The sequence below is a fragment of the Actinophytocola sp. NPDC049390 genome (assembly GCF_044466355.1).
In the GTDB taxonomy this organism is placed as follows: Bacteria; Actinomycetota; Actinomycetes; order Mycobacteriales; family Pseudonocardiaceae; genus Actinophytocola.
Genome location: NZ_JBITMQ010000011.1, coordinates 40520 through 64290, shown reverse-complemented (window position 1 = coordinate 64290; position 23771 = coordinate 40520). Strand labels below are relative to the sequence as shown.

Sequence of the window (23771 nt, the reverse complement as noted above, 5' to 3'; positions counted from 1 at the left end):
CCGTGCACACCCCGGAGATGACACAGGCGGAGCGGGAGCTGGACGGGCGCATCGAGCACGCGCTGCGCGTGGCGGGCCGCGTCCGCGAACAGCTCACGTCACTCGACCGCAAGGCGGTGCCGGTCAGCGACGAGGACGTCGAGCGCGTGCGGGCGTTCGTCCTCGGCCACGCCCACACCGACGAATGGCGGCCAGTCCTGGACCGCATCGACCGCGGCGAGCTGACGTGGCGGCAGGTCGTCGAGGCGCTCGCGACCGGCAACGCCGACCGCGCCGTGGCGACCGCGTTCGACTCGTTGCCGAAGGCGACCCCGGCGACGGTGGAGAAACTGGTCGAGATCGGCGTCTTCCCCGCACACCTGCCGGAACCACCGCCGGTGGAAGCGCCCCGACCGCCGGTGGACGAGGACGAGTTCTTCGACAACCCACTACGCCTGCGGCGCCGCTGACCATTCCGCACGGAACTGCTGGAGGAACCGCTCCATGAACACGTGCCGCTCCTCGGCGAGCCTCTTGCCGGGCACGGTGTTCATGCGGGACGCCAGCAACAACAACTTCTCATCGAAGTGGTTGAGGGAGGTCCCTTTCGTATTCATGTAATCAGCGGCGGAATCGTGCATGAACGGCGCCGTCTCCGGGTCGTGAATGGGGCGCCCGACAAATCCACCGTAAGCAAATGTGCGGGCGATCCCCATCGCACCCATGGCGTCCAGCCGATCCGCGTCCTGCACGCATTTCCCTTCGAGGGAAAGCGGCGGAAGTGCGACGTTCGCACCTTTGAAGGACATGTGCCGGATGATGTCCGCGACGTGCGTGACCACATGCTCCTCGACCGCCAGCGATGTCAGATGCGCGTGCGCGAAGGCCGGTCCGGCTTCCTCGCTACCGGAAAACTTGTAGTCCTCGACGTCGTGCAGCAAGGCGGCTAACTCGACGACGACCGGGTCCGCGCCTTCTTCTTCCGCGATGTGCAACGCTGTCCTGCGCACCCGGTCCGCGTGCCACCAGTCGTGCCCGGTCGGCTCGTCGCCGAGCCTGTCGCGAACGACCCGTTCCGTCTCGGTGACGACATCGCGCATGGTCTCTGGCGGCATGCCGCATGTTAACGAGACAACTCCCCCGCATCGGCCACCATCTCACGGCGTGTTGCGCAGGCGACTGCGAAATTTCCGGATCACCAGCTCGGAGAACTCGTCGACGGTGAAATCCCTCGCCGCGACGAACCCGAGCGTGGGACTCAACCCCGGCACGTGCACGTCCTCCATCACGTACGGGAGGACATAACCGCCGTGTTGTTGTTGCATTCGGGCCAGGACCGCCTTGAGTTCCCAGTTGCCCGCCCATTTCGACGCGATGAACGCACGTGAGACGACGACCACCGCGAACCGGCTGTCCGCGTAATAGGTGTTGTGCAGCAGCTCGGCGAGGTCCTCGCCGAGCAGGATGTGTTGCTGGTCGCGGTCGTAGAAGACGCGCAGTCCGGCCGCCTTCAGCAGGTGCGCGATGCGCTCCGCAACGGGCCGATCAGCGCCCGCGAACGAGATGGCCACGTCGTAGACATAGTTCTCCGTCGACAGCTCCCGTTGACGAGCGCGAAACTCGGCGACAGACGCACCGATCGCACGCAGGTCACCGGCGAACGCGAGCGTGGCACGGAAGGCCAGAGCCGAGGCCCAGGAAGACCCGGACCCGAGGGTGACCGTGGCGGCAGGACCCTTCCAGACTGCCTGCTCCCGGTCGAAGGAGTCGATCACCTCGCCCCCGACGAGGACCCCCAGCACGCTGAGCGGCGAGACCCAGCGCCGCAGGCACAGGTACAGCAGCGGCCGCCAGATGATCGAGTGCCACACCGGCTGCCGTGACACCGTGACCGGCCGGTCATGCACTCGCAAGCCCACACCGGCGCTCCAGCACGCGTCGATGAGTTCCATTCGGTGCCGAACGAGATCCGTCGGCACCGGATCAGCGATCGCCGTCTCGATGCGCTCGAGCGCGAAGTGGGCCATCACCTGCTCCTCGGGTCCGAGGCGGTCCCCGTACAGCCCTTCCGCGACATGACGCGCGGTCATGCGCAACGCCTCACGCACCCCTTCGAATCCGAGATCGAGCGCTCTCGCCAGCGCCAGGACCGGATAGAACGTGAACGTGAGCGACGGCGGCTCCCCTTCCCGCAATGGCCAACCGCCGCCCTCGGCGCGCAGAGACAGCAGCCTTGTGGTCAGCGCGTTCAGCCGGTCCCGTTTCGGCGCGAGATGCGGTCGGAGGAGCAACCCCAGCAGCACCTGAGCCTGGGCCCACGTGCTGTCACCGCTCTCCCCGTCGCCGTCATGGGACCGCACCCGCCCTTCGTCGTCGATCAGGCCGCCCACAACCACACTGAGCGGGCCGATGATCGAATCGGGGACTTCCGGCGAACCCGACAGCCCGATGAGCACGCCTCCCGCAGACGCGGACGAATGTTGCTTTCTGCCGTACTCGTGTGCTTCGACTCGCCCACCGGGTAGCAGCGCGCGCCGCACCTGCGCCCGGGCGAGTGCCGTCATCGAGGGCACCCCGAGCAACTGGGCAGCGACTTCTTCGGCGCTCACGACGTCCATGCGCCCCCCTCGACGGGCACTTCGGGACCTGCGGCGACTGGAGTTCCGTCAATCGTACCGTCGAGACGGACCAGCTCCACATGTGAGATGTTCCCGCACCAATTGCGCATCTCGTTGCCACTCAACAAAAACAGACGGGCAACGTCTTTCCGGATTGTCTTGACACGGCGGGCCGACAGGCCCAGAGTTCTCCCATTGGTCTAAACCACTAGGTCTATACCAGTAGGTCTGAACCACTGGGTTGATCGCGCGGCCAGCGCACGGAAGGACGAGATCGTGAAGCGCTTGACGAAGGTGATGGCCGGTGCCGCGGCCATCGCGTTAGCCACGGCCGGGTGTGCCGGTTCCGGTGGCAGCGGCAGCGAGGAGAGCAGCGGCGGCCCGCGCACGCTCACCGTCTGGCTGATGAACGGTTCGGCCCCCGAGACCCTCACGGACGCCCTCCACAAAGAGTTCGAGGCCGCCCACGACGGTGTCACCGTCAAGTACGAGGTCCAGGAGTGGAACGGCATCCAGGACAAGCTCACCACTGCCCTGGCCAGCCAGAACCCGCCGGACGTCATCGAACTCGGCAACACCCAGGCGCCCTCGTTCGCGGCGCTCGAGGTGCTGACCGACCTGACCGGTGACGTCGACAGCATGAACGGGGACGCGTGGCTGCAGTCGCTGAAGTCCTCCGGCGAGTGGGACGGCAAGCAGTACTCCACGCCGTTCTACGCCGCGAACCGTTCGGTCATCTACCGCACCGACATGTTCGAGCAGGCCGGGATCACGGCACCGCCGACGTCGCGGGAGGAGTGGCTGGACGCGATCGCCAAGCTGCGCGCCAAGTTCGGCGATGAACCGCGGTTCCAGGCGCTCTACCTGCCCGGCCAGAACTGGTACACGCTGCTGTCGTTCATCTACGACGAGGGCGGCGACATCGCCAAGGCCGACGGGACGAAGTTCAAGGCGACCATGAGCACGCCGGAGGCCAAGGCCGGTCTCGAGTTCTACAAGGAGCTGGTCGAGGCCTCCGGCACCACCGCGCCGAAGGACAACGACGAGCAGAACCCCGAGCAGGCGGGCATCTACGGCCAGGGCAAGGTCGCGATGATGATCGCGCTGCCGTGGGAGCTGGGCACGGCCGCGAAGGACAACCCCGACATCGAGAAGAACTCGTCGGCGTTCCCGATCCCGTCGAAGAACGCCGGTGAGACCGCGCCCGTGTTCCAGGGCGGCAGCAACCTCGCGATCCCGGTCAACAGCACGAACACCGACCTCGCGAAGGACTACCTGCGCCTGATCCTGTCCGACAAGTACCAGCAGCAGTTCGCCGAGGCCGGCATGGTGCCGGGCGCGTCGACCGACCTGTCCCCGCTGGACGCGAACCCGGTCAGCAAGGCGATGGCGGCGGCGTCGAAGAACGGCAGGGCGGTTCCCGCGACCCCGACGTGGGCGACCATCGAGGCGGGCCAGAACCCGCTGAAGGACATGCTCACCGCCTACCTCACCGGCGCGAAGGACATCGACACCGCGACCAAGGACGCGGACACCGCGCTGGACGCCGCCTTCACCGGCTGATGACGGCGACCATCCACACCTCGGTGCCGGCGGGGACCTCCCCGCCGGCACCGGCGCGCGCGTCGGGGCGCGGGCGCGCCGGTATCGGTGAGAAGACGATCCCCTACCTGCTGCTGGCGCCGGCCGTGATCGTGATGCTGGTGCTGCTCGCGTGGCCCGCGATCCAGGTCATCGGCATCAGCTTCCGCAAGCTCGACCTCGGTGAGCTGGTGCGCGGTGAGGTGGTCTGGGTCGGGCTCGCCAACTACTCGGACGTGCTGTCCGATCCGGAGTTCTGGACGATCACCCTGCGGACGGTGGTGTTCACGACGGCCGTCGTGGCGGGCACGGTCGTGGCGGGCCTGCTGATCGCGCTGCTCATGCGGCACCTGTCCGGGCCGGTCCGGGTGTTCGTGCAGGTCACGCTCGTGCTGGCGTGGGCGACGCCGATCCTCGCGACCACCACGGTGTTCCAGTGGATCTTCGACCAGCAGTACGGGATCCTCAACAAGACCCTGGTGAAGCTGGGTTTTGACTCCTTCCAGGGCTTCTCGTGGTTCTCGTCCGGCGCGAGCACGCTCGTCGTCATCGGCGTTCTGATCGTCTGGCAGGCGGTCCCGTTCGTCTGCTTCACGATCTACGCGGGCCTGCTGCAGGCGCCCAGGGAGCTGTACGAGGCGGCCGCCATGGACGGCGCGTCCTCGTGGCAGACCTTCTCGACCGTGTCCTGGCCGACGATCCGGCCGATGGTCACGCTCGCCTCGTTCCTGTCGGTGATCTGGGACTTCAAGGTGTTCGCGCAGGTGTGGGCGATCCGCCAGGGCGGCCCGGACGGCGAGAGCACCACGCTGCCGGTGCTGCTGTACCTGCGTGGCATCGCGGGACGGCACTTCGGCATCGCGTCGGCGGTCGCGGTGCTGATGATCCTCGTGCTCGTCGTGCTCACCGCGCGCTACCTGCAGCTGCTGCTGCGCACTCGGGAAGGTGACGTCTCGTGAGGCCGACGAGAGGCAAGCGGATCGCGCTGAACACGACCGGCGTGGTCGTCGCGATCTTCTTCGCGTTCCCGACGTACTGGCTGCTGACCAGCGCGTTCAAGCCGTCGGTCGAGATGCTCACCCCCGACTACGACCTGATCCCACTGTCGGTCACGTTCGACAACTTCGTGAGCGCGTGGGAGAAGCCGGGCTTCCTGACGCACCTGACGAACAGCCTGATCGTCACGGTCGGGGCGGTGCTGTGCTCGCTCGTGGCAGGCGTGCTGGCGGCGTTCCCGCTGGCCCGGCTGCGGTTCCGTGGGCGCAAGGGGTTCCTGCTGCTGGTGCTGATCGCGCAGATGGCGCCGATGGAGGCCCTGTTCATCCCGATGTTCCTGCTCATGCAGGACGCCGGGCTGCTCAACCAGCTGCCGTCGCTTCTGCTCGTGTACTTCGCGATCACGCTGCCGTTCACGGTGTGGACGCTGCGCGGGTTCGTGCAGGGCATCCCGTTCGAGCTGGAGGAAGCGGCGATGGTCGACGGCTGCGGCCGGTTCGGCGCGTTCCGCCGAGTCGTGCTGCCGCTGCTCGGACCGGGCATCGTGGCGACGTCGGTGTTCGCGTTCATCACGGCGTGGAACGAGTTCCTGTACGCGCTCGTGTTCATGCGTGACAAGGACAAGCAGACGCTGCCGGTGTGGTTGTCGACGTTCAGGACGGTGTTCGGCACCGACTGGGGCGCCATCATGGCGGCGTCCGTCATGTACTCGCTGCCTGCCCTGATCTTCTTCCTGATCGTGCAGCGCAAGCTGGTGTCCGGCGCGACCGCGGGGGCGCTCAAGGGTTGACCTGGTGGTCTGGACCAGTTAGACCTGAAGGTCCGAACCATTCGGGAGGATCTCGTGTCCAGGTCGCTCGCATCCCGTCTCGTGTCCCTACTGGCCATCGGCGGCATGGCCGTGCTCGGCGCCGGCGTTCCCGCGTCGGCCACCACCTCGGAGGAGTCCCGCATGACCCAGGTGATACCGGCCCCTGTGTCGGTCACACCTGACCGCCACGGCGGCGGTTTCACCATCACGTCCGACACGGCGATCACCGTCGACCGCGCAGCGAAGGGCGTCGGGAACTTCCTGGCGGGCGTGCTGCGGCCGTCGACCGGGTACCGGCTGCCGGTGGTGACGGACCGTCGCCAGGGCAGTGGCATCGACCTGTCGCTGGGGTACGTCCCCGCCCGGTTGGGCACCGAGGGTTACGAACTGTCGGTCGACCGGCGGGGCGTGTCGCTGAAGGCACGGACCCCGGCGGGGCTCTTCACGGGTGTGCAGACGCTGCGTCAGCTGCTTCCCGCCACGGTGGAGTCCCGCACGAAGCAGCGCGGTCCGTGGGTAGTGCCCGCCGGGAAGATCGTCGACCACCCGCGGTTCGCCTACCGCGGCGCACACCTCGACGTGGCGCGGCACTTCTTCACCCCGGACGAGGTGAAGACCTACATCGACCAGCTCGCGCTGTACAAGATCAACCACCTGCACCTGCACCTCGCGGACGACCAGGGCTGGCGGATCGAGATCTCCAGCTGGCCGCGCCTGGCGACGTACGGCGGCTCGACGGAGGTCGGCGGCGGCCCGGGCGGGTACTACACGAAGGCCCAGTACCGGGACCTCGTGTCGTACGCGGCGGCCCGCAACATCACGGTCGTCCCGGAGATCGACATGCCGGGCCACACGAACGCCGCGCTGGCGTCGTACGCGGAGCTGAACTGTGACGGGGTGGCCCCGCCGCTCTACACCGGGATCGAGGTCGGTTTCAGCTCGCTGTGCATCGACAAGGAGATCACGTACCAGTTCGTGCGGGACGTGATCACCGAGGTGGCGGAGCTGACCCCCGGCCCGTACCTGCACCTGGGCGGCGACGAGGCCCACTCGACGACGGACCCGGACTTCATCAAGTTCTTCGACCGCGTGTTCCCGATGGTCGAGGCGACCGGCAAGCAGCTGCTCGGCTGGCACGAGTACCTGAAGGCCACCCCGCCGACTTCGGCCGTCGCCCAGTACTGGGGCACGACGAACACGAACGACCTGGTGGCCGACGGCGCGGCCCGCGGGCACAAGGTGCTGATGTCCCCGGCCAGCAAGGCCTACATGGACATGAAGTACGACGAGAACACGCCGCTGGGCCTGTCGTGGGCGGGCTTCACCGAGGTGGACGACGCGTACGACTGGAACCCGGGCACGTTCGTGCAGGGTGTGCCGGAGTCGGCCGTGCTCGGTGTCGAGGCCGCGCTGTGGTCGGAGACGCTGGAGAACAGCGACCACATCGAGTTCATGGCGTTCCCGAGGCTGCCGGTGCTCGCCGAACTGGGCTGGTCACCGTGGTCCACGCACGACTGGGAGTCGATGCGGAGCCGCCTCGCCGACCAGGCCCCGCGCTGGGAGGCCATGGGGATCGACTTCTACCGCTCCCCGAAGATCGACTGGTGACGCTGTGCCCCGTCCGCGTGGGGTGGGTCGGTTGTCCGTGGATCCAGGTGGTCGCTGGCAAGGCGCCGGGAAGCCGCTCGTACTGGGTGTACTTGGGCTTTCCGGCAACGCCGCCAGCGGCCGCCTGGGCCGCGGAGAACCGTGCCCACCCCGCGCGGACGGGGCACAGGGTGGCGTGCGGTCAGGCGACCTGGCCGATGACCGCACGCCACTGGTCCCCCCGGGCCAGGTACCGGCTGACGGGCACCTTCCGCACCTGCCCGTCAGGCCGGGTCCAGAGGATCCGGTTGCCGTCGACGTGCAACGCACCGCCCACCGCGCCGCCGAACCGCCGCACGACCGGGCCCACGAGAGACTTGAGGGCGATGGTCCTGGTCGCCGGATCGAACTCGAAGTAGGTGCGGGTCAGCTGCAGCAGCCCGATCACCGTGAACAACGGGCCGACGAGCAGCGACGTCCACGCCGAACCGCCGGTCCGCAGCATGAGCAGGCCGAGCATCGTGTTGCTCACCCCGAGCACGAGGAACACGATCGGAAGGGCGGGGTTGTAGCGCACCTGCATGGCGGGTCCTCTCCGGCTGGTCGTCTCACAGTAGAGGCCGCTTCGACCGGCGAACGAAGCGGAAGGTTCCCCGACGGCCCCTGGACGTCAGAGCGAGACCCGCTCCACCGTGCCGGACAGGCGGGCTCGTTCCGCCGCGAACACCGTCAGGTGCGACTCCAGTGACTCCGCCGGTCCGGACAGGATGGGGCCGCTGTCGCCGGTGGCCACCGCGGTGGTGAACGCGTCCATCAGGCCGGCGTCACCGCCCGAGTGGCCCGACTCGGTGTCCAGGCCGGTGCTCGACGCCGTCAGCACCTCGGTCGTGCCGGTGAGGAAGTCGTGCAACCGGACCCGGGTGCCGTCGCCGTCCAGGAAGCCGCGGGTGCCGAAGATCTGCGTCTGGCGGTCGAGGTGCGGGGTGAACGCGGTCATCGTGAACGTCGCCGTCGTGCCGCCCGCGAACTCCATCGCCACCACCTGGTGGTCCACCACGTCGTTGTCGGACCCGTAGACACACCGGCCGTACGGGCCCTCCCGCAACGCCCTGGTCACCGACGCCTCGCTCACGTCGTCGGTCAGCACGCTCACCGGCCAGCCGGTGCGGCCCGCGCGGACCATGCCCAGGTACAGGCGCGTCGCCGAGTACGGGCACGTCGACTCCACCGCGCAGTCCAGGCAGCGGGCCGCCGCGCCCGCCGGCGCCTGGTCCGGGGTGAAGTGACGCAACGAGCCGAAGCTCGACACCCGCTCCACCGGCTTGCCGACGATGTGCCGCAGCCAGTCGATGTCGTGGCCCGACTTCGCCAGCAGCATGAACGACGCCAGGTCCGTGCGGCGCCAGTTGCCCCGCACGTACGAGTGCGCGTAGTGCCAGTGCCCCACCGGTTCCAGGTGCCGCACGCTCACGACGTCCCCGATCCGGCCGTCGTCGACGAGCTGCTTCACCAGCCGCGTGTAGGGGCGGTAGCGCAGCACGTGGCACACCGCGAACAGCACCCCCGCCTCGGTGACCGCGTCGACCAGCCGGGTGCACTCCTCGGGCGTCGGCGCCAGCGGCTTCTCCACCAGCAGGTGGTATCCCTTGCGCGCCAACGCGATCGCGGGCTCGACGTGGTCCGCGTCCTGTGTGGACACGATGGCCGCGTCCGCCAGCCGCGGTGCCGCGGCCAGCTCCTGCCACGACGCGAACACGTGCGGCGCGCCGTGCTCGCCGGCAAGCCGCTCGCGCCTGCTCGCGCGCGGCTCGGCCACCGCCACCACCTGCGCGCGGTCGGCGTGCCTGCCCGCCCACGCCGCGTACCCGGCGCCGCGTTGTCCCGCCCCGACGATCGCGTACCGGACCATCACTCCCCTTTCACGTACGTCGTCACCGTCACCGACGCGGTCACCCGCACCGGCGACGGCAGTTCCGCCACCTTCGCCGCCAACGCCTCGGCGTCGACGTGCCACGCGCTCGGCCCCATCCCCACCAGGGCCAGCACCTCCTTGTGCACCAAGGACATCACGAACTCACGGGGGTCCTGTTCGGACACCGTGAACCCGGGCAGCGACGCCGTGACCCTGGCCGCCTTGTCCTCGGCCACGGTCAGCAGGCCCAACCCGGACACCAGCTCGCCGAGGTGCGCGGCCGTCGGCGCCACCACCACGAGCCGCCCGTCCGGCGCCAGCACCCGCGCGATCTCGGCCGCGTTGCGCGGCGCGAACACGTTGAGCGCAACCGCGACCGCACCGTCCCGCACCGGCAGCCGCCGCCACGTGTCCGCGCCCACCGCACCGAGACGTGCGTGGGCACGGGCCGCCCGCCGCAGCGCGGGCTTGGCGATCTCGAGCGCGATGCCCACCCGGTCCGGCGACGCGTCGAGCACCGCGGCGAGGTAGTGGCCGGTGCCGGCACCCAGGTCGAGCACGCAGCCCACCCCCGCGCACGCGGCCACGACCGCGTCGACGATCGGCGCGTAGTGCCCGGCGGACAGGAACTCCTCCCGCGCCGCCACCATCTCCGCGCTGTCGCCCGCCACGGCCGCCTTGCCCAGCAACAGGGTCACGTACCCCTGCCGTGCCACGTCGAACGCGTGCCCGGACCCGCAGCGCACCGACCCGCCGACCAGGACCAGCTCCGCCGAGCAGTGCGGGCAGGACAGGTACGGCAGGACGTCAGCGAGCACCCGGCGCTCCCGCCGCCAGCCCGGTGACCAGCTCGTGTAATCGCGGCACCCGCTGCTCGGACTCGGGTTTCATCAGCACGCTGCGCAGCACCCGCGCCCCGTCGGCGTCCGCGGTGACGGTGTGCCCCCGGGCGGCGAACGCGTCGGCCGGCATGCGCAGCACGCTCAGGAACACCGGGTCGCGGGACGCGTTCATGCCCCGGGTCAGCACGTGCGCGGTCGCCGCGTCGACTCCGGACAGCGTGTCCCGTGCCGGGAAGTACGTGACGATGTCGAGTGCGGGCTCCTGGTACAGCGTGAGCGCCTCCGACTCGGCCAGCAGGGACGCCCACCCCTCGGCCGCGCGCCGGTTCGCCGCCAGTACCTGCCGCAGCCCCTGCGTGCCGAGCACCCGCAGCGTCAGCCACAGCGCGGCGGCCGCGGCACCCGGCCGTGAGCACTCCAGGCTGATCTCGCCGAGGTGCAGGTCGGACTCGGTGAAGTAGGTGTACGGCGAGTCGTGGTGGTAGTACCGCGCCACCGACGGGTCGGCGAACAGCACGGCACCGCAGCCGTACGGCTGTAACCCGTGCTTGTGCGGGTCGACGACCACCGAGTCGCACCGGCCGATGGCGCGGAACGCCGCCGCGTCCGCCAGGTCCGGCAGCAGCGTGTAGAACCCGCCGTACGCGGCGTCGACGTGTAACCGGACCCCGTAGCGGTCCCGCAGCGCCAGTGCCTCGTCGATCGGGTCGACCACGCCCAGACCGGTCGTGCCCGCGGTCAGGACGACCGTGCCCACCGCGCCGGTCGCCAGCAGCTCCGCGAGCGCGGGCATCGACATCCGGCCCGCCGCGTCGACGGGCACCGGGTGCGCCTCCAGACCGAGCAGGTGGCACATGCGGGCGTGCGTGTAGTGCGCGTCCGCGCTGTAGGCCACCCCGCGCCCGGGATGGGACTCCCGCGCGACGAACAGCGCCTCCAGGTTCGCGACCGTGCCGCCACCGGTGAGGTGGCCGAGGTGCTGCGGTAACCCGAACATCGCCGCCAGCTCGGCGACGACCTCACGTTCCATCCTGGACGTGGCCGCGCCGCCGTCGTCGGCGTGGTTGTTGGGGTTGACCAGCATGGCCGTCAGGTAGCCGGCGACCGCGACCGGGTGCGGCGGCTTGAGCATCTGCCCGGCGTAGTCCGGGTGGAAGTACGGGTAGTTGGCCGCGCCCAGCCGGTCGACCAGCTCCTCGAAACCGGCCTTGAACGCGTCGGGGTCGACGTGCTGACTCGGGTGCGTCTCGAAGGACGCGAACGAGTCCTGCCAGGCGGAGATCGCGTCGACCCCCTGCCGCAGCCACGCCGGAAGTTCTGTCATGCCGACACCATGACACGGGCCACCGACAAAAAACGGGACGCCCCCGGTTCGGAGGCGTCCCGTGTGGTCGAGAAAGGGTCAGCTACGTGCGCGGATCCGCAGGAGCGTCAGCACCGCGCCACCGGCGAGCAGCAGGCCCGCGGCGAGCGCGACGAGCCAGCCGCCGTTGAAGCCGGTCGCGGCGAGGTCCTCGTCCTGCGCGGCGGGCGCGACGTCGGCGGACGTCGTGGTCGTCTCGGTGCCGCTGACCTCCGAGCCGCCCGTGGTGGTCGTCGTGGCGGGCGTCGAGTCGTCCGTCGTCGTCGTGGTGGTGGTGGTGGTCTCGGTGGGCTCGGTGGGAGTCGTCGTGCTCTCACCGATGCCGCAGGCGAACCAGTGGCTGATGGCGGCGGGCTTGCCGCTGGCGTTGATCGGCGAGTGCAGGTCGAGCCACGGCAGGTCGCCGAGGGCGGTCACGTCGTACTGGTTGTACGCGTTGCCGCCCTTGACGATCACACCGAGGACCTCGACGCCGTCCGCGACGGCCGTGATGTCGAGGTAGGTGCCGTTCTCGCCCTCGCCGTCGGCCGTGGCGGTCAGGTCAGCCGTGACCTCGTGGCTGCCCGGGTACAGCGTGGCGCAGTCCTTCTCCCCCACCACGTTGCCCGAGTGGGCGGTTGCCCGGTCGTCCCCCGACACCGGGTCGTCGTCAGACTGGGCGAAGGCAGGCGCGGCGAACAGGACGACCCCGGCCACTGCCGAGGCGAGGGCCACCGAGGCCCGGATGTAACGGCTCATTCGCGTGTCTTTCCAAGTGTCCTGAGTGGTCGGTCGACGAGATCAGACTCACGGTAGCGGGGGGTTGGCCCTACCCAGAACCCGGGTGGTGGCGCCAGTGCCTCCTCGCGTGGTCCGGGCGAGGCTTGTTCGTGTGCCGAACAAGGAGGACACCGTGCCAACCCAGGTGTTACGCCGTCACCCGTTCACCGTAGGCGGACTCGTCGTCATAACCACCCTTGGCGTCCTCCTTGGCACTTTTGTCACCGAGGTAGCGGAACACCCATGGGGTGATCACGTTGCGTACGGTTACGCCGCCTTCCAGGAGGGGCGTTGGTGGACCGTCCTCACCGGAGCGCCGTTCGCGATCACCCCATTGTGCTACGTGGCGGTGCTGGCGAGTTTCGCCGCGTTCGTGGGGTTCGCCGAGCACCGGCTCGGCACCGCGCGGGCGGCGTTGGTCTGGTCGATCGGCCACGTCACCGGGGTTGTGGTGGCCGCCGCACTGGTCGCGGCGACCGGCAGCGCGCTGACGTCGGCACTCGACGTCGGCCCGTCCGGCGGGGCCCTGGCCGCCGCCGCGGTCGGCACCGCCACCCTCGCCCCGCGGTGGCGTTTCTGGACCCGGACGGGTCTCGTCGCCTATGCCATCGGGTCACTGTTCGTGATCGGGCACCTCGCCGACGTCGTGCACCTGGTCGCCGTCGCGGTGGCGCTGCCGCTCGGCCCGCTGTTCGTCCGCCGCACCGCGAAGGTCACCGGCTCCGACCGCGCCGTCGAACTCCTCGAAACCCACGGCGGCGGCACCCTGTCGTGGATGACGACCTGGCCGGGCACCGAGTACCTGTACGGAGTGGACGGTTACGTTGCCTTCCGGCGACACAACGGTGTCGCGATCGTTATCGGCGACCCGGTCGGCTCCGCATCCTTCCGACGCACGGCACCGGCCGAGTTCGCGGCGTACTGCGACCGCGAAGGCCTCGTCCCCGCGTGGTTCTCCGTCACCGCCGACACCGCCGACGCGGTGGGCGCCAAGCGGGTCCAGGTCGCCGAGGACACCGTCGTCGACCTGCCCGGCCTCGAGTTCCGCGGCAGGAAGTGGCAGGACGTCCGCACCGCCCGCAACCGCGCCGCCAAGGAGGGCGTCACGTTCCGCATGGTCACCCTGGCCGACGAGAGCCCGGCGATCATCCGGCAGGTCCGCGAGGTCTCGGCGAGCTGGCTGCGCGGCAGGCGCACCCCGGAGCTGGGGTTCACGCTCGGCGGTGTCACCGAGGCCATGGACCCGCGGGTCCGCGTCGGCCTCGCGGTCGACGCCGACGGCACGGTCCACGGCGTCACGTCCTGGCTGCCGGTCCTCAGCGAGGACGGCACACCACGCGGCTGGACGCTCGACATGATGCGCCGCAAGGCCGACGGCTTCCGGCCGGTGGTCGAGTTCCTGATCGCCGAGGCCTGCATGACGTTCCAGGAGGAGGGCGCCCAGCTGGTGTCGCTGTCGGGCGCGCCGCTGGTCCGTACCGGTGACCACAGGGCGTCCGCGGTGCAGCGCGTGCTGGACGGCATGGGCAGGCTCGTGGAGCCCCTGTACGGGTTCGGCTCGCTGCACGCGTTCAAGGCGAAGTTCCAGCCCCGTCGCGAGCCCCTGTACCTGGTGTATCGCGGTACGGGTGACCTGCCGAGGATCGGCGCGGCCGTGCTGCGCGCCTATCTCGCTAAGCCCAGCGCCGTGCGGCGGCGGCCAGTGCCGTCCGTGCCCCGTCCGCCAGTTCCCGCACCAGGTCCGCGGCGGGCACCGGCCTGGCGAACTCGTACGACTGCCCTGCCCACAGCGACATGGCCTGCGGGTCGCCCGCTTTCCGCAGGTCCCGGGTCAGCTGGTGGACGTGCGGGTAGGCCGCGGGGGCCGCTGCCGAGTGCTCGGACAGGAAGCGGTTCACCAGCCCGCGTGCGGGCCGGCCGGTGAACGCGCGGGTGACGGCGGTGGCGGTGTCACCGGCGGCGAGCGCGGCGAGGTGGAGCGGGTTCGCCCCGCTCTCCGGGCAGGGCAGGAACATCGTGCCCAGCTGCGCGGCGGCCGCACCCGCGACCAGCACGGCCGCCACGTCCGCGCCGGTCGCGAGCCCGCCGGTGGCCACCAGCGGCACGCCTGCGACGGCGGCCACCTTGCGCAGCAACGGAATCAGCCCGGTGTGGTCGACGCCCTCGTTGGTGAAGGTGCCGCGGTGGGCACCCGCCTCCTGACCCTGCACGACCAGCCCGTCGGCACCGGCGGCGACGGCCTCGCGGGCCTCGTCGGCGGACGTGACGGTCACGAACACCTCGGAGCCGTGCCGCTTCACCTCGGCGATGACGTCGGCGGCCGGGCAGCCGAACGTGAAGCCGACGACCGGCACGTGCGCCCGCGCGAGGAGCGCCAGCTTCGCGTCCCAGTCGTCGTCGCCCCCGGCGGGGTCGCCGAGCGCGACGCCGTACCGGTCGGCCTCCGCGGCCAGCTCGGCCGCGTACGCCGCCACGGCCGCGTCGTCCACCCTGGTGCGTTCGGGGACGAACAGGTTGAGTCCGAACGGCTGGTCCGTCAGAGCGCGGGTCCGGGTGATCTGGTCACGCACGGCGTCGGCGCTCAGGTAACCGGCGGCGAGGAACCCGAGCCCGCCCGCGTTCGACACGGCCGCGACCAGCTCGGGCGTCGACCCGCCACCCGCCATCGGGGCCTGCACGATCGGGTGGTCGAGCCCGTCGAGGATCGTCATCGCGTCCCTTCCCCTGGGAATTCCTGGCCGATCAGGCGCAGCAGCGGCGCGGCCTTCACGACGGTCTCCGCCACCTCGTCGTCCGGAGTGGACAACGCGATGATCGCCCCGCCGACACCGTAGGACACGCGGTCGGCGGAGGCGACGAGCGTGCGGATGACCATGCCGAGGTCGGCGGCGCCGGACAGCGAGAACCAGCCGAGCGCGCCGGAGTACACGCCACGGGGACCGCCCTCGAGCCGGTCGATGATCGCCATCGTGCGCAGCTTCGGCGCGCCGGTCATGGACCCGCCGGGGAAGGCCGCGCGCACCACGTCGACGGCCGTGCGGCCGGGCGCGAGCGTGGCGCGGACGGTGCTGACCAGCTGGTGCACGGTCGGGTGCGTCTCGACGGCGAACAACCGCTCGACGGTCACCCCGTCGAGGGTGGCGACGCTGCCGAGGTCGTTGCGCACGAGGTCGACGATCATCAGGTTCTCGGCGCGGTCCTTCGCGGCGGTGGCCAGGCCGTCGCGCAGGGCGTCGTCCTCGGCCGGGGTGGCGCCGCGCGGCCGGGTGCCCTTGATGGGCTGGGAGACCGCGACGCCGTCCGGTGTGACCCGCAGGAACCGTTCGGGTGACACGGAGAGCACGCTCAGCTCACCGAACCGCAGCAGCGCGCTGAACGGCTCGGGGTTGGCCCTGCGCAGGCGCCGGTAGGCGGGCCAGGGGTCGAGCTTGCCGTCGGCGGTGAGCTCGTTGGTGAGGCACACCTCGTAGGTCTCGCCCGCGACGATCTCGTCCTGGCAGGCGGCGATGAGATCCAGGTACTCGGCCCGGTCGTGCCGTGCGCGCAAGGTCCCGAGTTCGGCGACTTGTCCACAGCCCACCGAGTTGTCCACAGGCAAGATCGACTTCGGGCCCCCCGCCGGTCCCCCCTGGTAGACTGGCACGGCGGGACGCCCCCGGGAATGGGTGGGGGTTTCGGTTCTGTCCTGGGGGGCGAGTTGATCTTGCAGGCCCGCCAGCAGGCGCTCGGTGTCGTCGAGCCAGTCGTCGTCGGTCAGGGTCAGCAGGTGCACCTCGTCCGTCGCGTGGTCGACGACGATCGCGCGGTCGGCGAAGATCATGGCCGCGTCCGGGTGCGGTGACCGGTGCTCGGCACGAGCGCCGCACTCGGCCTTCAGCTCGTACCCGAGGTAACCCACCCACCCCAGCGCGAAGTCGAACGGCAGGTCCGGCGGTGTGACCGGCCGACGAGCCAGGTCCGCCGCCAGCCAGTCGAGGAACCCGCTCCGCACGACCTCGTCCGCGCGGTCCGCCCGGCGCACCGTGACCGTCCCCGCCGTGACGTCCGCCGTGACGACCCTCGCCAGCGGCCCGCTCGCGTCGCCGAGGATCGAGAACCGGCCACCCGCCGCGCCCTCGTCGGCGCTGTCGAGCCAGAAGGCGAAGTCGGCCCGCGCATAGAGGGTGTCGAAGACCGTCTCCGCGCTCGCCGCCGTCCGCACCCGCCGGTGCCGGACCACCGGCGCGGGGCGACGGGCGTGGACGGTCACGGACGGCCGCTGCCGGGGCTGGTCCAGGAAGTTCGCGATGAGCCGGTGCCCGTGCGCCGTGCGGATCGACTCCGGGTGGAACTGGACGCCCCACTGCGGCCGCGTCCGGTGCCGCACCGCCATCAGCACCCCGTCGTCGCTGGTGGCGACGGGTTCGAGCACGTCGGGCAGCCGCGTGACCGCCAGCGAGTGGTACCGGACCGCGGTGAACGGGGACGGCAACCCGGAGAACAACCCCGTGCCGCCGTGGTGGATCGCCGACGTCTCACCGTGGCGGACCCGGGGCGCGGGCCCCACCGCACCCCCGTGCACGTGGCAGATGCCCTGGTGGCCGAGGCACACCCCGAGCAGCGGCAGGTGCGTGGTGCGGATGACCTCAGCGCAGACGCCGAAGTCGGCGGCCCGCTCCGGACGCCCCGGTCCCGGCGAGAGGATCACGTGGGAGAACGCGTCCAGGTCGACCGGCTCGTCGTTGCGCACGACCGTCGGCGCCACACCCGTCACCGCAGCGACCTGGTGTGCCAGGTTGTACGTGAACGAGTCGTAGTTGTCGATGATCAGCGTGCGCATGGCCACCCCGGAGCTTCGCCGATGGCCGGTGCCACGCGCAAGGCGTCGTCCGTCACGAAGCGGCGGCGGGCACGGCGACCGTGCCCGCCGCCGCGACCTACCAGGTCACGCTGAACTCGGCGGTGGGTCCGCTGCCCGTCACGGTCAACCGCCCGAGCCTGCTCCGTCGCGCCGGATCGTCGAGCGGGCTGGCGTCGGTGATGTAGTTCCACGTCGCCCACCACGAGCCGTCAGGCGCCTGGAACGCGTTGAACGCGCCGGGTCCCCGCTTGTTGCCCGGCAGGCCCTTCTTGCGGAACCTGTCCGGCAGCCCCGGCCGGAACCGCGGCTCGCCGTCCGGGTCGGGCCGGTAGGAGAAGTACGCCCGCTGCTCGTACATGGGTGTGCACCGGTTGTCGATCAGGGCGGTCCCGCAGTAGGCGACACCCGTGGCGTACCGGTTCGCGTACCAGTTGTTCCCTGAGTAGAACAGGTACCACTCGCCACCGATGCGGACGGCGTTCGGGTTCTCGATCGTGAGCACGTCGTCCGGCGGACTCTGGTGGTGGGTCCACTCCAGGTCGGCGTTGTCGATGAGCTTCTTCACGTCGCTCTCCCCCAGCCGCCGCACGTGGCGGGGCCGGTCGAACTCCAGCCTGGCGGCCCCCAGCGCGGTGACCCGGTTCCGGGTCCACGCACCGTTGCGCAACGTCAGGAAGACGCCGTCCCGCCTCCTGCTGATGTCGCCGTCGATCGCCCACCCGCGCTCGGGACAGAACAGCGGATGGGCGTTGGCGACGAACCCGCCCGTGTAGCGCAGCGAGGTGGCGTAGCCGATGCAGTGCTTGGCCTGGCCCGCGGGTTCGGGGCCGGGCACCGCCGCGCTGTAGAACAGGTAGTAGACGATCCGGCCGTCCTCCCGGCGCGGATACATCGCAGGCGTCCACAGCGGTGAACTCGGCCTGGCCCAGTAGCCGTCGGGGAACCGGACGTCGCTCCAGGCGTCGCCGTCGACAGCGCCGCGGCGCTGGAAGGTGCCGCCGGAGAACGCGAACCTCGTGTACGGCAGCTTGTTGCCGCGCATGCTGGCGCCGAACGCGACGAAGGTGTTCGTGCCCGGCACACGCATCGGATCCGCGGCGGGGAACCGGAAGTCCAGTGACTCGTCACGTGGTCCGGTCGCGCCTGCCGCGCTGGGCACCGCGGTCAGCAGGCCCGCACCGCACGCGACGGCGACCGCGGTCGCCGCGATGGCGCGACGAAGTCTGCCGCTCATCGGGGCACCGTCACGCGGACGCGGACCGGGCGGTGGTCGCTGCCGTAGCCGGACAGGGCGGCGACCCGCGATCCGGTCGCGTCCTTCTTGGTCCACACGTGGTCGATACGCGCGTCGCCGAAGCTCGGGGCGCTGAACGGCCTGGCCACCCGCCGCAGCCCGTCCATCAGGTTCGAACCCGGCTGGGCGTTGAAGTCACCCATGATGACCGGTTCGGCCGCGCGCGTCGCGAACCACTCCGCGCTGTTGCGGACCTGCTTGTTGTGCAGTTCGCGGTTGAGGTCGTACCGCTGGGCGGACGGGGTGAGGTGCACGACGCCGACGACCCACACGTGGCCGCCGCCGCGCACACGGACCCAGTTGACGTACTTCGGGGGCACGAGGCAGCCGCAGCTGTCGGGTGTCTCCGGTCCGGTGCCGGGGGTCGCGGGGTGCACCCTGGTCTCGGGCGAGATCTCGCGGGCGCCGTGGGCGGCGACAGTCATGTCACCGCGCACGAGGATGGCGTTGTGCTTGACCGCCTTGCGATCCGACTCGTAGATCGCGACGTACCCGGTCGCGGCCGCGGCCTCCTTCACGGCGGTCTCGCGGTCGGCGACCTCCTGCAGTCCGATGACCGCGGGCCGCTCGGCCCGGATGAGGTCGACGAGGTCGCCCCGGAGGCCGCCCGCGTTCCCGACGTTGTAGGTGACGACCTTGATCGTGTGCGTGGTCGCCGCCTCGGCCGCCGATGCGCCGGGAGTCGTGACGACGGCGAGCGGCGCCAGCAGCGCCAGGACGAGAGCCCCGCTTCTGATGGTTCCCATGGTTTCCTCCTTGGTAGGGAAGGAAATCGGACCATCCGCACGCTGCCCGGGGTGGCGAGTTACGCGAGCCGTCATCTTCTGGAAAGAACTTGCCCACTGGTAACTGGCCGGCAGCGTGGCTGTCGTGAGCGCCGCTGCCGGCCAGCGGCTCTGCGGGGACGCACCACCCGCATCCCATGGTGGGAAACGGAAACCGCGGGGGCAACGCGCCTTGACCGGCACTCAATCGCCGCGAGTCCCAGCGGCTAGTAACACGGGAACGGCGACCAGGAGCCGGTCGTGTGCGGCACGGTCGGCCTGTTCGTCGAACCACCGGTCGTCGTCCATGCCCGCCAGCATCGGCAGCGCGAGGGCATCGGTGAACACGCTCATGTGTCCCTCCACGGTGACGTCCGTGAACCCGTTGTCCAGCAACAGGTTGCGGTACTGGCGTGCCGCACGCGGGTTCGGCATGGTGTCGGCGCGGGCGTGCACGAGCGCACGGGTGCGGTCCGGGTCGGCGGAGTCGACGACGATCGCGTCCCAGTCCTGCCCGGTGAGCACGACCCGCCCACCGGGCCGCAGCACGCGCCGGGCCTCGGCGAGCGCCGGGGCCGGGTCCTCGACGACGTGGAGGACCTTGTCCGCGCGGTAGCCGGTGACCGACGCGTCGGGGAGCGGCAGCGCGGTGACGTCGCCGACGTGGAACTCGCCGGCGGGCCAGCGCGCCGCGGCGGCCGCGACCATCTCCGGGTCCCGGTCGACCCCGATCGCCCGGGCGCCGAGCCGGGCCAGCTCGCCGACCGCGCGCCCGCCGCCGCAGCCGACGTCGACGACCACCTCGCCGAGGTCGTGGTAGGAACGGGCACGCAGTTCGGTGGCCTGGGGCAGCTCGTCGAAGGCGTCGAGCAGATCACGCAGTGTGGACATGGCCCCATGCTGCGACTTGAAGTCGACATGAAGTCAATCGGCGACATGCGCGCGACGACGTGCTGCGGTGCCCGCGCGTCCAGGGGCGGCGCGTTCCCGGATGCGCGGACCTGCCGCGCCCGGGATCCTGAGGTCATGGACACACGAGCGACCGAGGCGGCGACCCTCGCCGAGCTGGGCGAGCTCCTGCGGAAGGCGGACCTGCCGCCCGTGGTGGTCCGGCTGCCCACCGAGCTGGCGCGGCGTGCGGTGGAGGCGTGGGAACGCGACGACGTCGTGCCGCTGGTCGACCCCGAACCTCTCGCCGACCGGTGCACCCGCCACCTCGCGGGCATGCTGGCGCTGATCGGCCTCACCATCAAGGAACGCGGCAGGCCGGAGGGCGACGCGGTGCTCGTGGCGCTGCCGGTGGAGTTCGCGGGCATCGCCATGGACGCCGCCTTGGACGGCGCCGACGTCATCGACTGAGCTCGGCCATCCGGCGGGCGAGACGAGCGGCGGCCTCCCGCAGCTCGGGTGGTGCCAGCACCCGGGCCTCGAAGCCCAGCCGGGCCACGTGCATCGCGATCAAGTCCAGCTCCACGCCACCCGTGACGAGCACGCACCAGCCGTCGCGGTCGTCCTCGACGCGCCCGACCTGCGGCGGCACCAGCTCCCGGACCCGTTCGACCGGGGCACGCAGCCGGATCCGGGCGACGTGCCGGTACGGCGCCTCGGTGACGGCACGCTGCACGTACGCGACCGGGTCCGGGTGCTCCCGCGCCCGGAAACGCCAGGTGGTGGCGGCCGCGTCCCGCATCCGGTCGAGCCGGAACGTCCGCCAGTCGGCGCGCTCGACGTCCCAGGCCATCAGGTACCAGCGCCGCCCGGTGGCGACCATCCGCACCGGCTCGACCGTCCGCTCACCGGGGGCGCCGTCGCGCCCGGTGTAGGTGAACCGCACCCGCACCGCGTCCCGGCAGGCCCGCGCCAGCGTCACGAGCAACTCCGCGTCGATCTCCACGCCGGGTCCGACGAGCGTCTCGGTGGCGCCGTGCACCGCCCGCACCTCGGCACGCAACCGCGGCGGCATCACCTGGTCGAGCTTCGCGAGCGCCCGCAACGCCGCCTCCCCGGCTCCGGCGACCGTCCCGCCGGACGCCATCCGCAGGGAGACCGCGGTGGCGATGGCCTCCTCGTCGTCGAGAAGCAGCGGCGGCAACCGCGTCCCGGCCCCGAGCTGGTAGCCACCGCCGACCCCGGCCGTGGCGTGCACCGGGTACCCGAGCGCCCGCAACCGCTCCACGTCCCGCCGCACCGACCGGTCGGTGACCCCCAGCTCGGCGGCGAGTTCTCCCGCGGTCCACGACGGCCGCCGCTGCAGCAGCGCGAGGAGCCGCAGCACCCGCTCGGTAGTCCCCTCGACGGTCACGGACGTCATCGTCGCACGAATCGCGGAACGTAGCTGTCCGCTATCCGTGACAGGGTTCGGCCATGAACTGGAACCCGCTGTTGCGCGAGCAGCTCTCCTGGCACTGGACGCACCAGCTGCGTCCCCGTCTCGACGGCATGACCGACGACGAGTACTTCTGGGAACCGGCGCCGAACAGCTGGAGCGTCCGCCCCCGCGGCACGGGCACAGCCCCGGTGCAGGCCGGTTCCGGCGAGATGACCATCGACTTCGCGTTCCCGGAGCCGGTCCCACCTCCGTTCACGACGATCGCCTGGCGCCTGGGCCACGTGATCGTCGGCGTGCTGGCGATGCGCAGCGCGTCCCACTTCGGCGGGAAACCGACGGACTACGACTCGTTCGCCTACGCCGCGACTGCCGAGGAGGCCCTCGCCCAGCTGGACGAGGAGTACGAAACCTGGCTGGCGGGCGTCGAGTCGCTGGGCGAGGATGAGCTGGCCCGCCCGTGCGGCGAGGCGGAAGGCCGGTACGCCGACCACCCGCTGGCCGCCCTGATCCTCCACATCAACCGCGAGACGATCCACCACCTGTCAGAGGTGTGCCTGCTGCGCGACCTCTACGCCCACACCAGGAAGACCACCTGACATGCCCCGCGAAGTACAGATCACCGTCGACTGCGGCGACCCGGCCGCGTTGTCGGCCTTCTGGGCCGAGGTCATGGGCTACGAACTCCAGGCCCCACCTCAGGGCTTCACCACATGGGACGAGGCCCTGGCGGCCATGGGCATCCCGGAAGAACACCGCAACGACGCGTCCGCCCTGGTCGACCCGACGAGCAACGGCCCGCGCCTGTTCTTCCAGAAGGTCCCGGAAGGAAAGACCGCCAAGAACCGCGTGCACCTGGATGTTCGCGCCGCTCCCGGCCTGCGCGGCGACGAACGCATGGCGGCTCTGGAGAAGGAAGCCGAGCGCCTGGTCGCCCTCGGCGCCACCCGCCACGAACGCCACGAACCGTCGCCACCGCTGAGCGCGGGCCACATCGTCATGAAGGACCCGGAAGGCAACGAGTTCTGCCTGGACTAGACAGCCACCTTCTTCTTCGACGGGTTCGGGGCCAGTCCCAGTTCGATGAGGCGCTCGGCGGTGTCGACGATCGTGTCCCGCACCGGCCGCATGGTCCAGCCGAGCTCGCCCCGGGCCTTGTCGGCACTCACGAACTCGGTCCGTCCGACGAAGTCGAGGGCCTGGCGGACAGAGGGGTCGAACCGCGAGACGATCCGCAACAGCCAGGTGGGCATGACCCCGGTGGGCACGCGGTAGCCACGCGGGCCGAACGCCTCGGCGAGAACGGCGGCGATCTCCCGCATCCACACGAAGTCCCCGGCGAGGACGTACCGCTGCCCGGCCGCGATCGACGACTCCATGGCAAGCCGGTGACCGATCGCCACGTCCCGCACGTCCACCACCGGGAACCCCATCTTCGGCGACCCGGGCACCTCCCGGACCAGCAACCGCCGAACGACGTCCACGGAGGTGCTGACGCCAGAGGACAACAGCGGCCCGAGAACCATCCCGGGGTTGACCACCACAAGCTCGAGCCCCGACTCCTGTGCGAAGTCCCAAGCGGCCCGCTCGGCCAACGTCTTGCTCTTCGCGTACGCGGCGCTGCGCTCCAGGTCGGACCAGTCGGACTCGGTGCGGACCACCGTGTCCCGGTGCCCGCTGGCGATCGCGGCGACCGAGGACGTCACCACGACCCGCCGCACGCCGGCCTCCTTCGCGGCCCGCAGCACCCGCAACGTCCCGTCCACGGCAGGCCGCACCAGCTCGTCCTCCGACGACGGCACCCCGACCGGGAACGGCGAGGCCACGTGCATCACGTAGTCGCACCCGTCGACGGCCTCGGCCCACCCGGCGTCGGCCCCGAGATCGGCCCGGGCCAGCTCGTCCACGCCGTCGACGTCCCGCCGCGCGGTCCCCCGCACCCGGTACCCGGCTCCCCGCAGCTCGGCGACCACATGCCGCGCGATGAAGCCGGAAGCCCCGGTCACCAACACCCGTCCACTCATGCCGACCACCCAATCTATACAGCGTTCACATGATCTGAGCACTGTATACATGAGCGGTGTGGCGGCGGCAACCTA

The 23771-nt window shown here is 70.8% G+C and carries 22 protein-coding genes and 1 pseudogene; 9 read left to right on the top strand and 14 right to left on the bottom strand.

What is annotated here, in order from left to right; all coding sequences use genetic code 11:
• Positions 1-2 precede the first annotated feature (2 nt).
• On the top strand, positions 3-449 hold the full coding sequence (locus ACIBVP_RS28250) for a hypothetical protein (RefSeq protein ID WP_396109383.1): 447 nt from the start codon (positions 3-5) through the stop codon (positions 447-449).
• On the opposite strand, the gene ACIBVP_RS28245 is transcribed toward ACIBVP_RS28250, so the two are convergent.
• On the bottom strand, positions 429-1094 hold the full coding sequence (locus ACIBVP_RS28245; protein WP_396109382.1) for an HD domain-containing protein: 666 nt from the start codon (positions 1092-1094) through the stop codon (positions 429-431). The two genes, ACIBVP_RS28250 and ACIBVP_RS28245, sit on opposite strands and share 21 nt — an antisense overlap.
• 42 nt (positions 1095-1136) lie before the next feature.
• Positions 1137-2597, bottom strand: a complete 1461-nt coding sequence (locus ACIBVP_RS28240) for a TIR domain-containing protein (RefSeq protein WP_396109381.1) — start codon at positions 2595-2597, stop codon at positions 1137-1139.
• 276 nt (positions 2598-2873) lie between these two features.
• On the opposite strand from ACIBVP_RS28240, the gene ACIBVP_RS28235 reads away from it, so the two are divergent.
• The 4 genes from ACIBVP_RS28235 to ACIBVP_RS28220 all read left to right on the top strand — a co-directional run bounded on the left by ACIBVP_RS28235 (position 2874) and on the right by ACIBVP_RS28220 (position 7593).
• Positions 2874-4160 (top strand): sugar ABC transporter substrate-binding protein, encoded by a 1287-nt coding sequence (locus ACIBVP_RS28235; RefSeq protein WP_396109380.1) that lies wholly within the window; start codon positions 2874-2876, stop codon positions 4158-4160.
• Positions 4160-5137 (top strand): carbohydrate ABC transporter permease, encoded by a 978-nt coding sequence (locus ACIBVP_RS28230; RefSeq protein WP_396109379.1) that lies wholly within the window; start codon positions 4160-4162, stop codon positions 5135-5137. The genes ACIBVP_RS28235 and ACIBVP_RS28230 overlap by 1 nt, the downstream gene beginning before the upstream one ends.
• Positions 5134-5964: a carbohydrate ABC transporter permease gene (locus tag ACIBVP_RS28225; RefSeq protein ID WP_396109378.1), complete on the top strand. Its 831-nt coding sequence runs from the start codon at positions 5134-5136 to the stop codon at positions 5962-5964. Before ACIBVP_RS28230 ends, ACIBVP_RS28225 begins: the two co-directional genes overlap by 4 nt.
• 105 nt (positions 5965-6069) lie before the next feature.
• On the top strand, positions 6070-7593 hold the full coding sequence (locus ACIBVP_RS28220; protein WP_396109660.1) for a beta-N-acetylhexosaminidase: 1524 nt from the start codon (positions 6070-6072) through the stop codon (positions 7591-7593).
• Positions 7594-7774: 181 nt separating this feature from the next.
• On the opposite strand, the gene ACIBVP_RS28215 is transcribed toward ACIBVP_RS28220, so the two are convergent.
• The 5 genes from ACIBVP_RS28215 to ACIBVP_RS28195 form a co-directional block, all read right to left on the bottom strand.
• Positions 7775-8155 carry a hypothetical protein gene (locus tag ACIBVP_RS28215; protein ID WP_396109377.1) on the bottom strand — a complete coding sequence of 127 codons (381 nt, stop codon included), beginning with the start codon at positions 8153-8155 and terminating at the stop codon, positions 7775-7777.
• A gap of 87 nt (positions 8156-8242) precedes the next feature.
• Complete coding sequence (locus tag ACIBVP_RS28210) at positions 8243-9481, bottom strand: Gfo/Idh/MocA family protein (RefSeq protein WP_396109376.1); 1239 nt, start codon at positions 9479-9481, stop codon at positions 8243-8245.
• The gene (locus ACIBVP_RS28205) at positions 9481-10302 is read right to left on the bottom strand and encodes a putative RNA methyltransferase (RefSeq protein ID WP_396109375.1); all 822 of its coding nucleotides are present in this window, start codon (positions 10300-10302) and stop codon (positions 9481-9483) included. The genes ACIBVP_RS28210 and ACIBVP_RS28205 overlap by 1 nt, the downstream gene beginning before the upstream one ends.
• The gene (locus tag ACIBVP_RS28200) at positions 10292-11650 is read right to left on the bottom strand and encodes a pyridoxal phosphate-dependent decarboxylase family protein (RefSeq protein ID WP_396109374.1); all 1359 of its coding nucleotides are present in this window, start codon (positions 11648-11650) and stop codon (positions 10292-10294) included. Before ACIBVP_RS28200 ends, ACIBVP_RS28205 begins: the two co-directional genes overlap by 11 nt.
• A gap of 78 nt (positions 11651-11728) precedes the next feature.
• A complete protein-coding gene (locus tag ACIBVP_RS28195) occupies positions 11729-12427 on the bottom strand; it encodes a hypothetical protein (protein ID WP_396109373.1) in 699 nt (232 codons plus the stop codon).
• Positions 12428-12791: 364 nt separating this feature from the next.
• Between ACIBVP_RS28195 and ACIBVP_RS28190 the strand changes: the two are divergent.
• A pseudogene (locus ACIBVP_RS28190) lies at positions 12792-14054 on the top strand (bifunctional lysylphosphatidylglycerol flippase/synthetase MprF); the annotation flags it as partial.
• A 67-nt stretch (positions 14055-14121) separates the two neighbouring features.
• Here the strand turns inward: ACIBVP_RS28190 and ACIBVP_RS28185 are convergent.
• The 5 genes from ACIBVP_RS28185 to ACIBVP_RS28165 form a co-directional block, all read right to left on the bottom strand.
• Positions 14122-15153 carry an NAD(P)H-dependent flavin oxidoreductase gene (locus tag ACIBVP_RS28185; protein ID WP_396109659.1) on the bottom strand — a complete coding sequence of 344 codons (1032 nt, stop codon included), beginning with the start codon at positions 15151-15153 and terminating at the stop codon, positions 14122-14124.
• A gap of 2 nt (positions 15154-15155) precedes the next feature.
• Complete coding sequence (pabB, locus tag ACIBVP_RS28180; protein ID WP_396109372.1) at positions 15156-17267, bottom strand: aminodeoxychorismate synthase component I; 2112 nt, start codon at positions 17265-17267, stop codon at positions 15156-15158.
• A gap of 97 nt (positions 17268-17364) precedes the next feature.
• Positions 17365-18522, bottom strand: a complete 1158-nt coding sequence (locus ACIBVP_RS28175; protein ID WP_396109371.1) for a hypothetical protein — start codon at positions 18520-18522, stop codon at positions 17365-17367.
• Positions 18519-19328, bottom strand: coding sequence for an endonuclease/exonuclease/phosphatase family protein (locus tag ACIBVP_RS28170; protein WP_396109370.1), 810 nt, complete (start codon positions 19326-19328; stop codon positions 18519-18521). Before ACIBVP_RS28170 ends, ACIBVP_RS28175 begins: the two co-directional genes overlap by 4 nt.
• Before the next feature lie 222 nt (positions 19329-19550).
• Complete coding sequence (locus ACIBVP_RS28165) at positions 19551-20237, bottom strand: methyltransferase domain-containing protein (protein WP_396109369.1); 687 nt, start codon at positions 20235-20237, stop codon at positions 19551-19553.
• 135 nt (positions 20238-20372) lie between these two features.
• Here ACIBVP_RS28165 and ACIBVP_RS28160 point away from each other — a divergent pair, with 135 nt between their 5' ends.
• Positions 20373-20705 (top strand): hypothetical protein, encoded by a 333-nt coding sequence (locus tag ACIBVP_RS28160; protein WP_396109368.1) that lies wholly within the window; start codon positions 20373-20375, stop codon positions 20703-20705.
• On the opposite strand, the gene ACIBVP_RS28155 is transcribed toward ACIBVP_RS28160, so the two are convergent.
• The gene (locus tag ACIBVP_RS28155; protein WP_396109367.1) at positions 20695-21648 is read right to left on the bottom strand and encodes a helix-turn-helix transcriptional regulator; all 954 of its coding nucleotides are present in this window, start codon (positions 21646-21648) and stop codon (positions 20695-20697) included. The two genes, ACIBVP_RS28160 and ACIBVP_RS28155, sit on opposite strands and share 11 nt — an antisense overlap.
• Positions 21649-21710: 62 nt before the next feature.
• Between ACIBVP_RS28155 and ACIBVP_RS28150 the strand changes: the two genes are divergently transcribed.
• Together ACIBVP_RS28150 and ACIBVP_RS28145 are read left to right on the top strand one after the other, a co-directional pair.
• The gene (locus ACIBVP_RS28150) at positions 21711-22271 is read left to right on the top strand and encodes a DinB family protein (RefSeq protein ID WP_396109366.1); all 561 of its coding nucleotides are present in this window, start codon (positions 21711-21713) and stop codon (positions 22269-22271) included.
• 1 nt (position 22272) lies between these two features.
• Positions 22273-22710: a VOC family protein gene (locus ACIBVP_RS28145; RefSeq protein ID WP_396109365.1), complete on the top strand. Its 438-nt coding sequence runs from the start codon at positions 22273-22275 to the stop codon at positions 22708-22710.
• On the opposite strand, the gene ACIBVP_RS28140 is transcribed toward ACIBVP_RS28145, so the two are convergent.
• Complete coding sequence (locus ACIBVP_RS28140) at positions 22707-23696, bottom strand: NAD-dependent epimerase/dehydratase family protein (RefSeq protein ID WP_396109364.1); 990 nt, start codon at positions 23694-23696, stop codon at positions 22707-22709. The two genes, ACIBVP_RS28145 and ACIBVP_RS28140, sit on opposite strands and share 4 nt — an antisense overlap.
• Positions 23697-23771: the final 75 nt, after the last annotated feature.

What these genes read in the sequence shown, in the direction of transcription:
- ACIBVP_RS28215 (WP_396109377.1), bottom strand. Translation starts at nt 8,155, where the DNA reads ATGCAGGTGCGCTACAACCCCGCCCTTCCGATCGTGTTCCTCGTGCTC.
- ACIBVP_RS28245 (WP_396109382.1), bottom strand. Translation starts at nt 1,094, where the DNA reads ATGCCGCCAGAGACCATGCGCGATGTCGTCACCGAGACGGAACGGGTC.
- ACIBVP_RS28230 (WP_396109379.1), top strand. Translation starts at nt 4,160, where the DNA reads ATGACGGCGACCATCCACACCTCGGTGCCGGCGGGGACCTCCCCGCCG.
- ACIBVP_RS28175 (WP_396109371.1), bottom strand. Translation starts at nt 18,522, where the DNA reads ATGAGCGGCAGACTTCGTCGCGCCATCGCGGCGACCGCGGTCGCCGTC.
- pabB (WP_396109372.1), bottom strand. Translation starts at nt 17,267, where the DNA reads ATGCGCACGCTGATCATCGACAACTACGACTCGTTCACGTACAACCTG.
- ACIBVP_RS28150 (WP_396109366.1), top strand. Translation starts at nt 21,711, where the DNA reads ATGAACTGGAACCCGCTGTTGCGCGAGCAGCTCTCCTGGCACTGGACG.
- ACIBVP_RS28165 (WP_396109369.1), bottom strand. Translation starts at nt 20,237, where the DNA reads ATGTCCACACTGCGTGATCTGCTCGACGCCTTCGACGAGCTGCCCCAG.
- ACIBVP_RS28170 (WP_396109370.1), bottom strand. Translation starts at nt 19,328, where the DNA reads ATGGGAACCATCAGAAGCGGGGCTCTCGTCCTGGCGCTGCTGGCGCCG.
- ACIBVP_RS28200 (WP_396109374.1), bottom strand. Translation starts at nt 11,650, where the DNA reads ATGACAGAACTTCCGGCGTGGCTGCGGCAGGGGGTCGACGCGATCTCC.
- ACIBVP_RS28220 (WP_396109660.1), top strand. Translation starts at nt 6,070, where the DNA reads ATGGCCGTGCTCGGCGCCGGCGTTCCCGCGTCGGCCACCACCTCGGAG.
- ACIBVP_RS28195 (WP_396109373.1), bottom strand. Translation starts at nt 12,427, where the DNA reads ATGAGCCGTTACATCCGGGCCTCGGTGGCCCTCGCCTCGGCAGTGGCC.
- ACIBVP_RS28210 (WP_396109376.1), bottom strand. Translation starts at nt 9,481, where the DNA reads ATGGTCCGGTACGCGATCGTCGGGGCGGGACAACGCGGCGCCGGGTAC.
- ACIBVP_RS28140 (WP_396109364.1), bottom strand. Translation starts at nt 23,696, where the DNA reads ATGAGTGGACGGGTGTTGGTGACCGGGGCTTCCGGCTTCATCGCGCGG.
- ACIBVP_RS28240 (WP_396109381.1), bottom strand. Translation starts at nt 2,597, where the DNA reads ATGGACGTCGTGAGCGCCGAAGAAGTCGCTGCCCAGTTGCTCGGGGTG.
- ACIBVP_RS28145 (WP_396109365.1), top strand. Translation starts at nt 22,273, where the DNA reads ATGCCCCGCGAAGTACAGATCACCGTCGACTGCGGCGACCCGGCCGCG.
- ACIBVP_RS28160 (WP_396109368.1), top strand. Translation starts at nt 20,373, where the DNA reads ATGGACACACGAGCGACCGAGGCGGCGACCCTCGCCGAGCTGGGCGAG.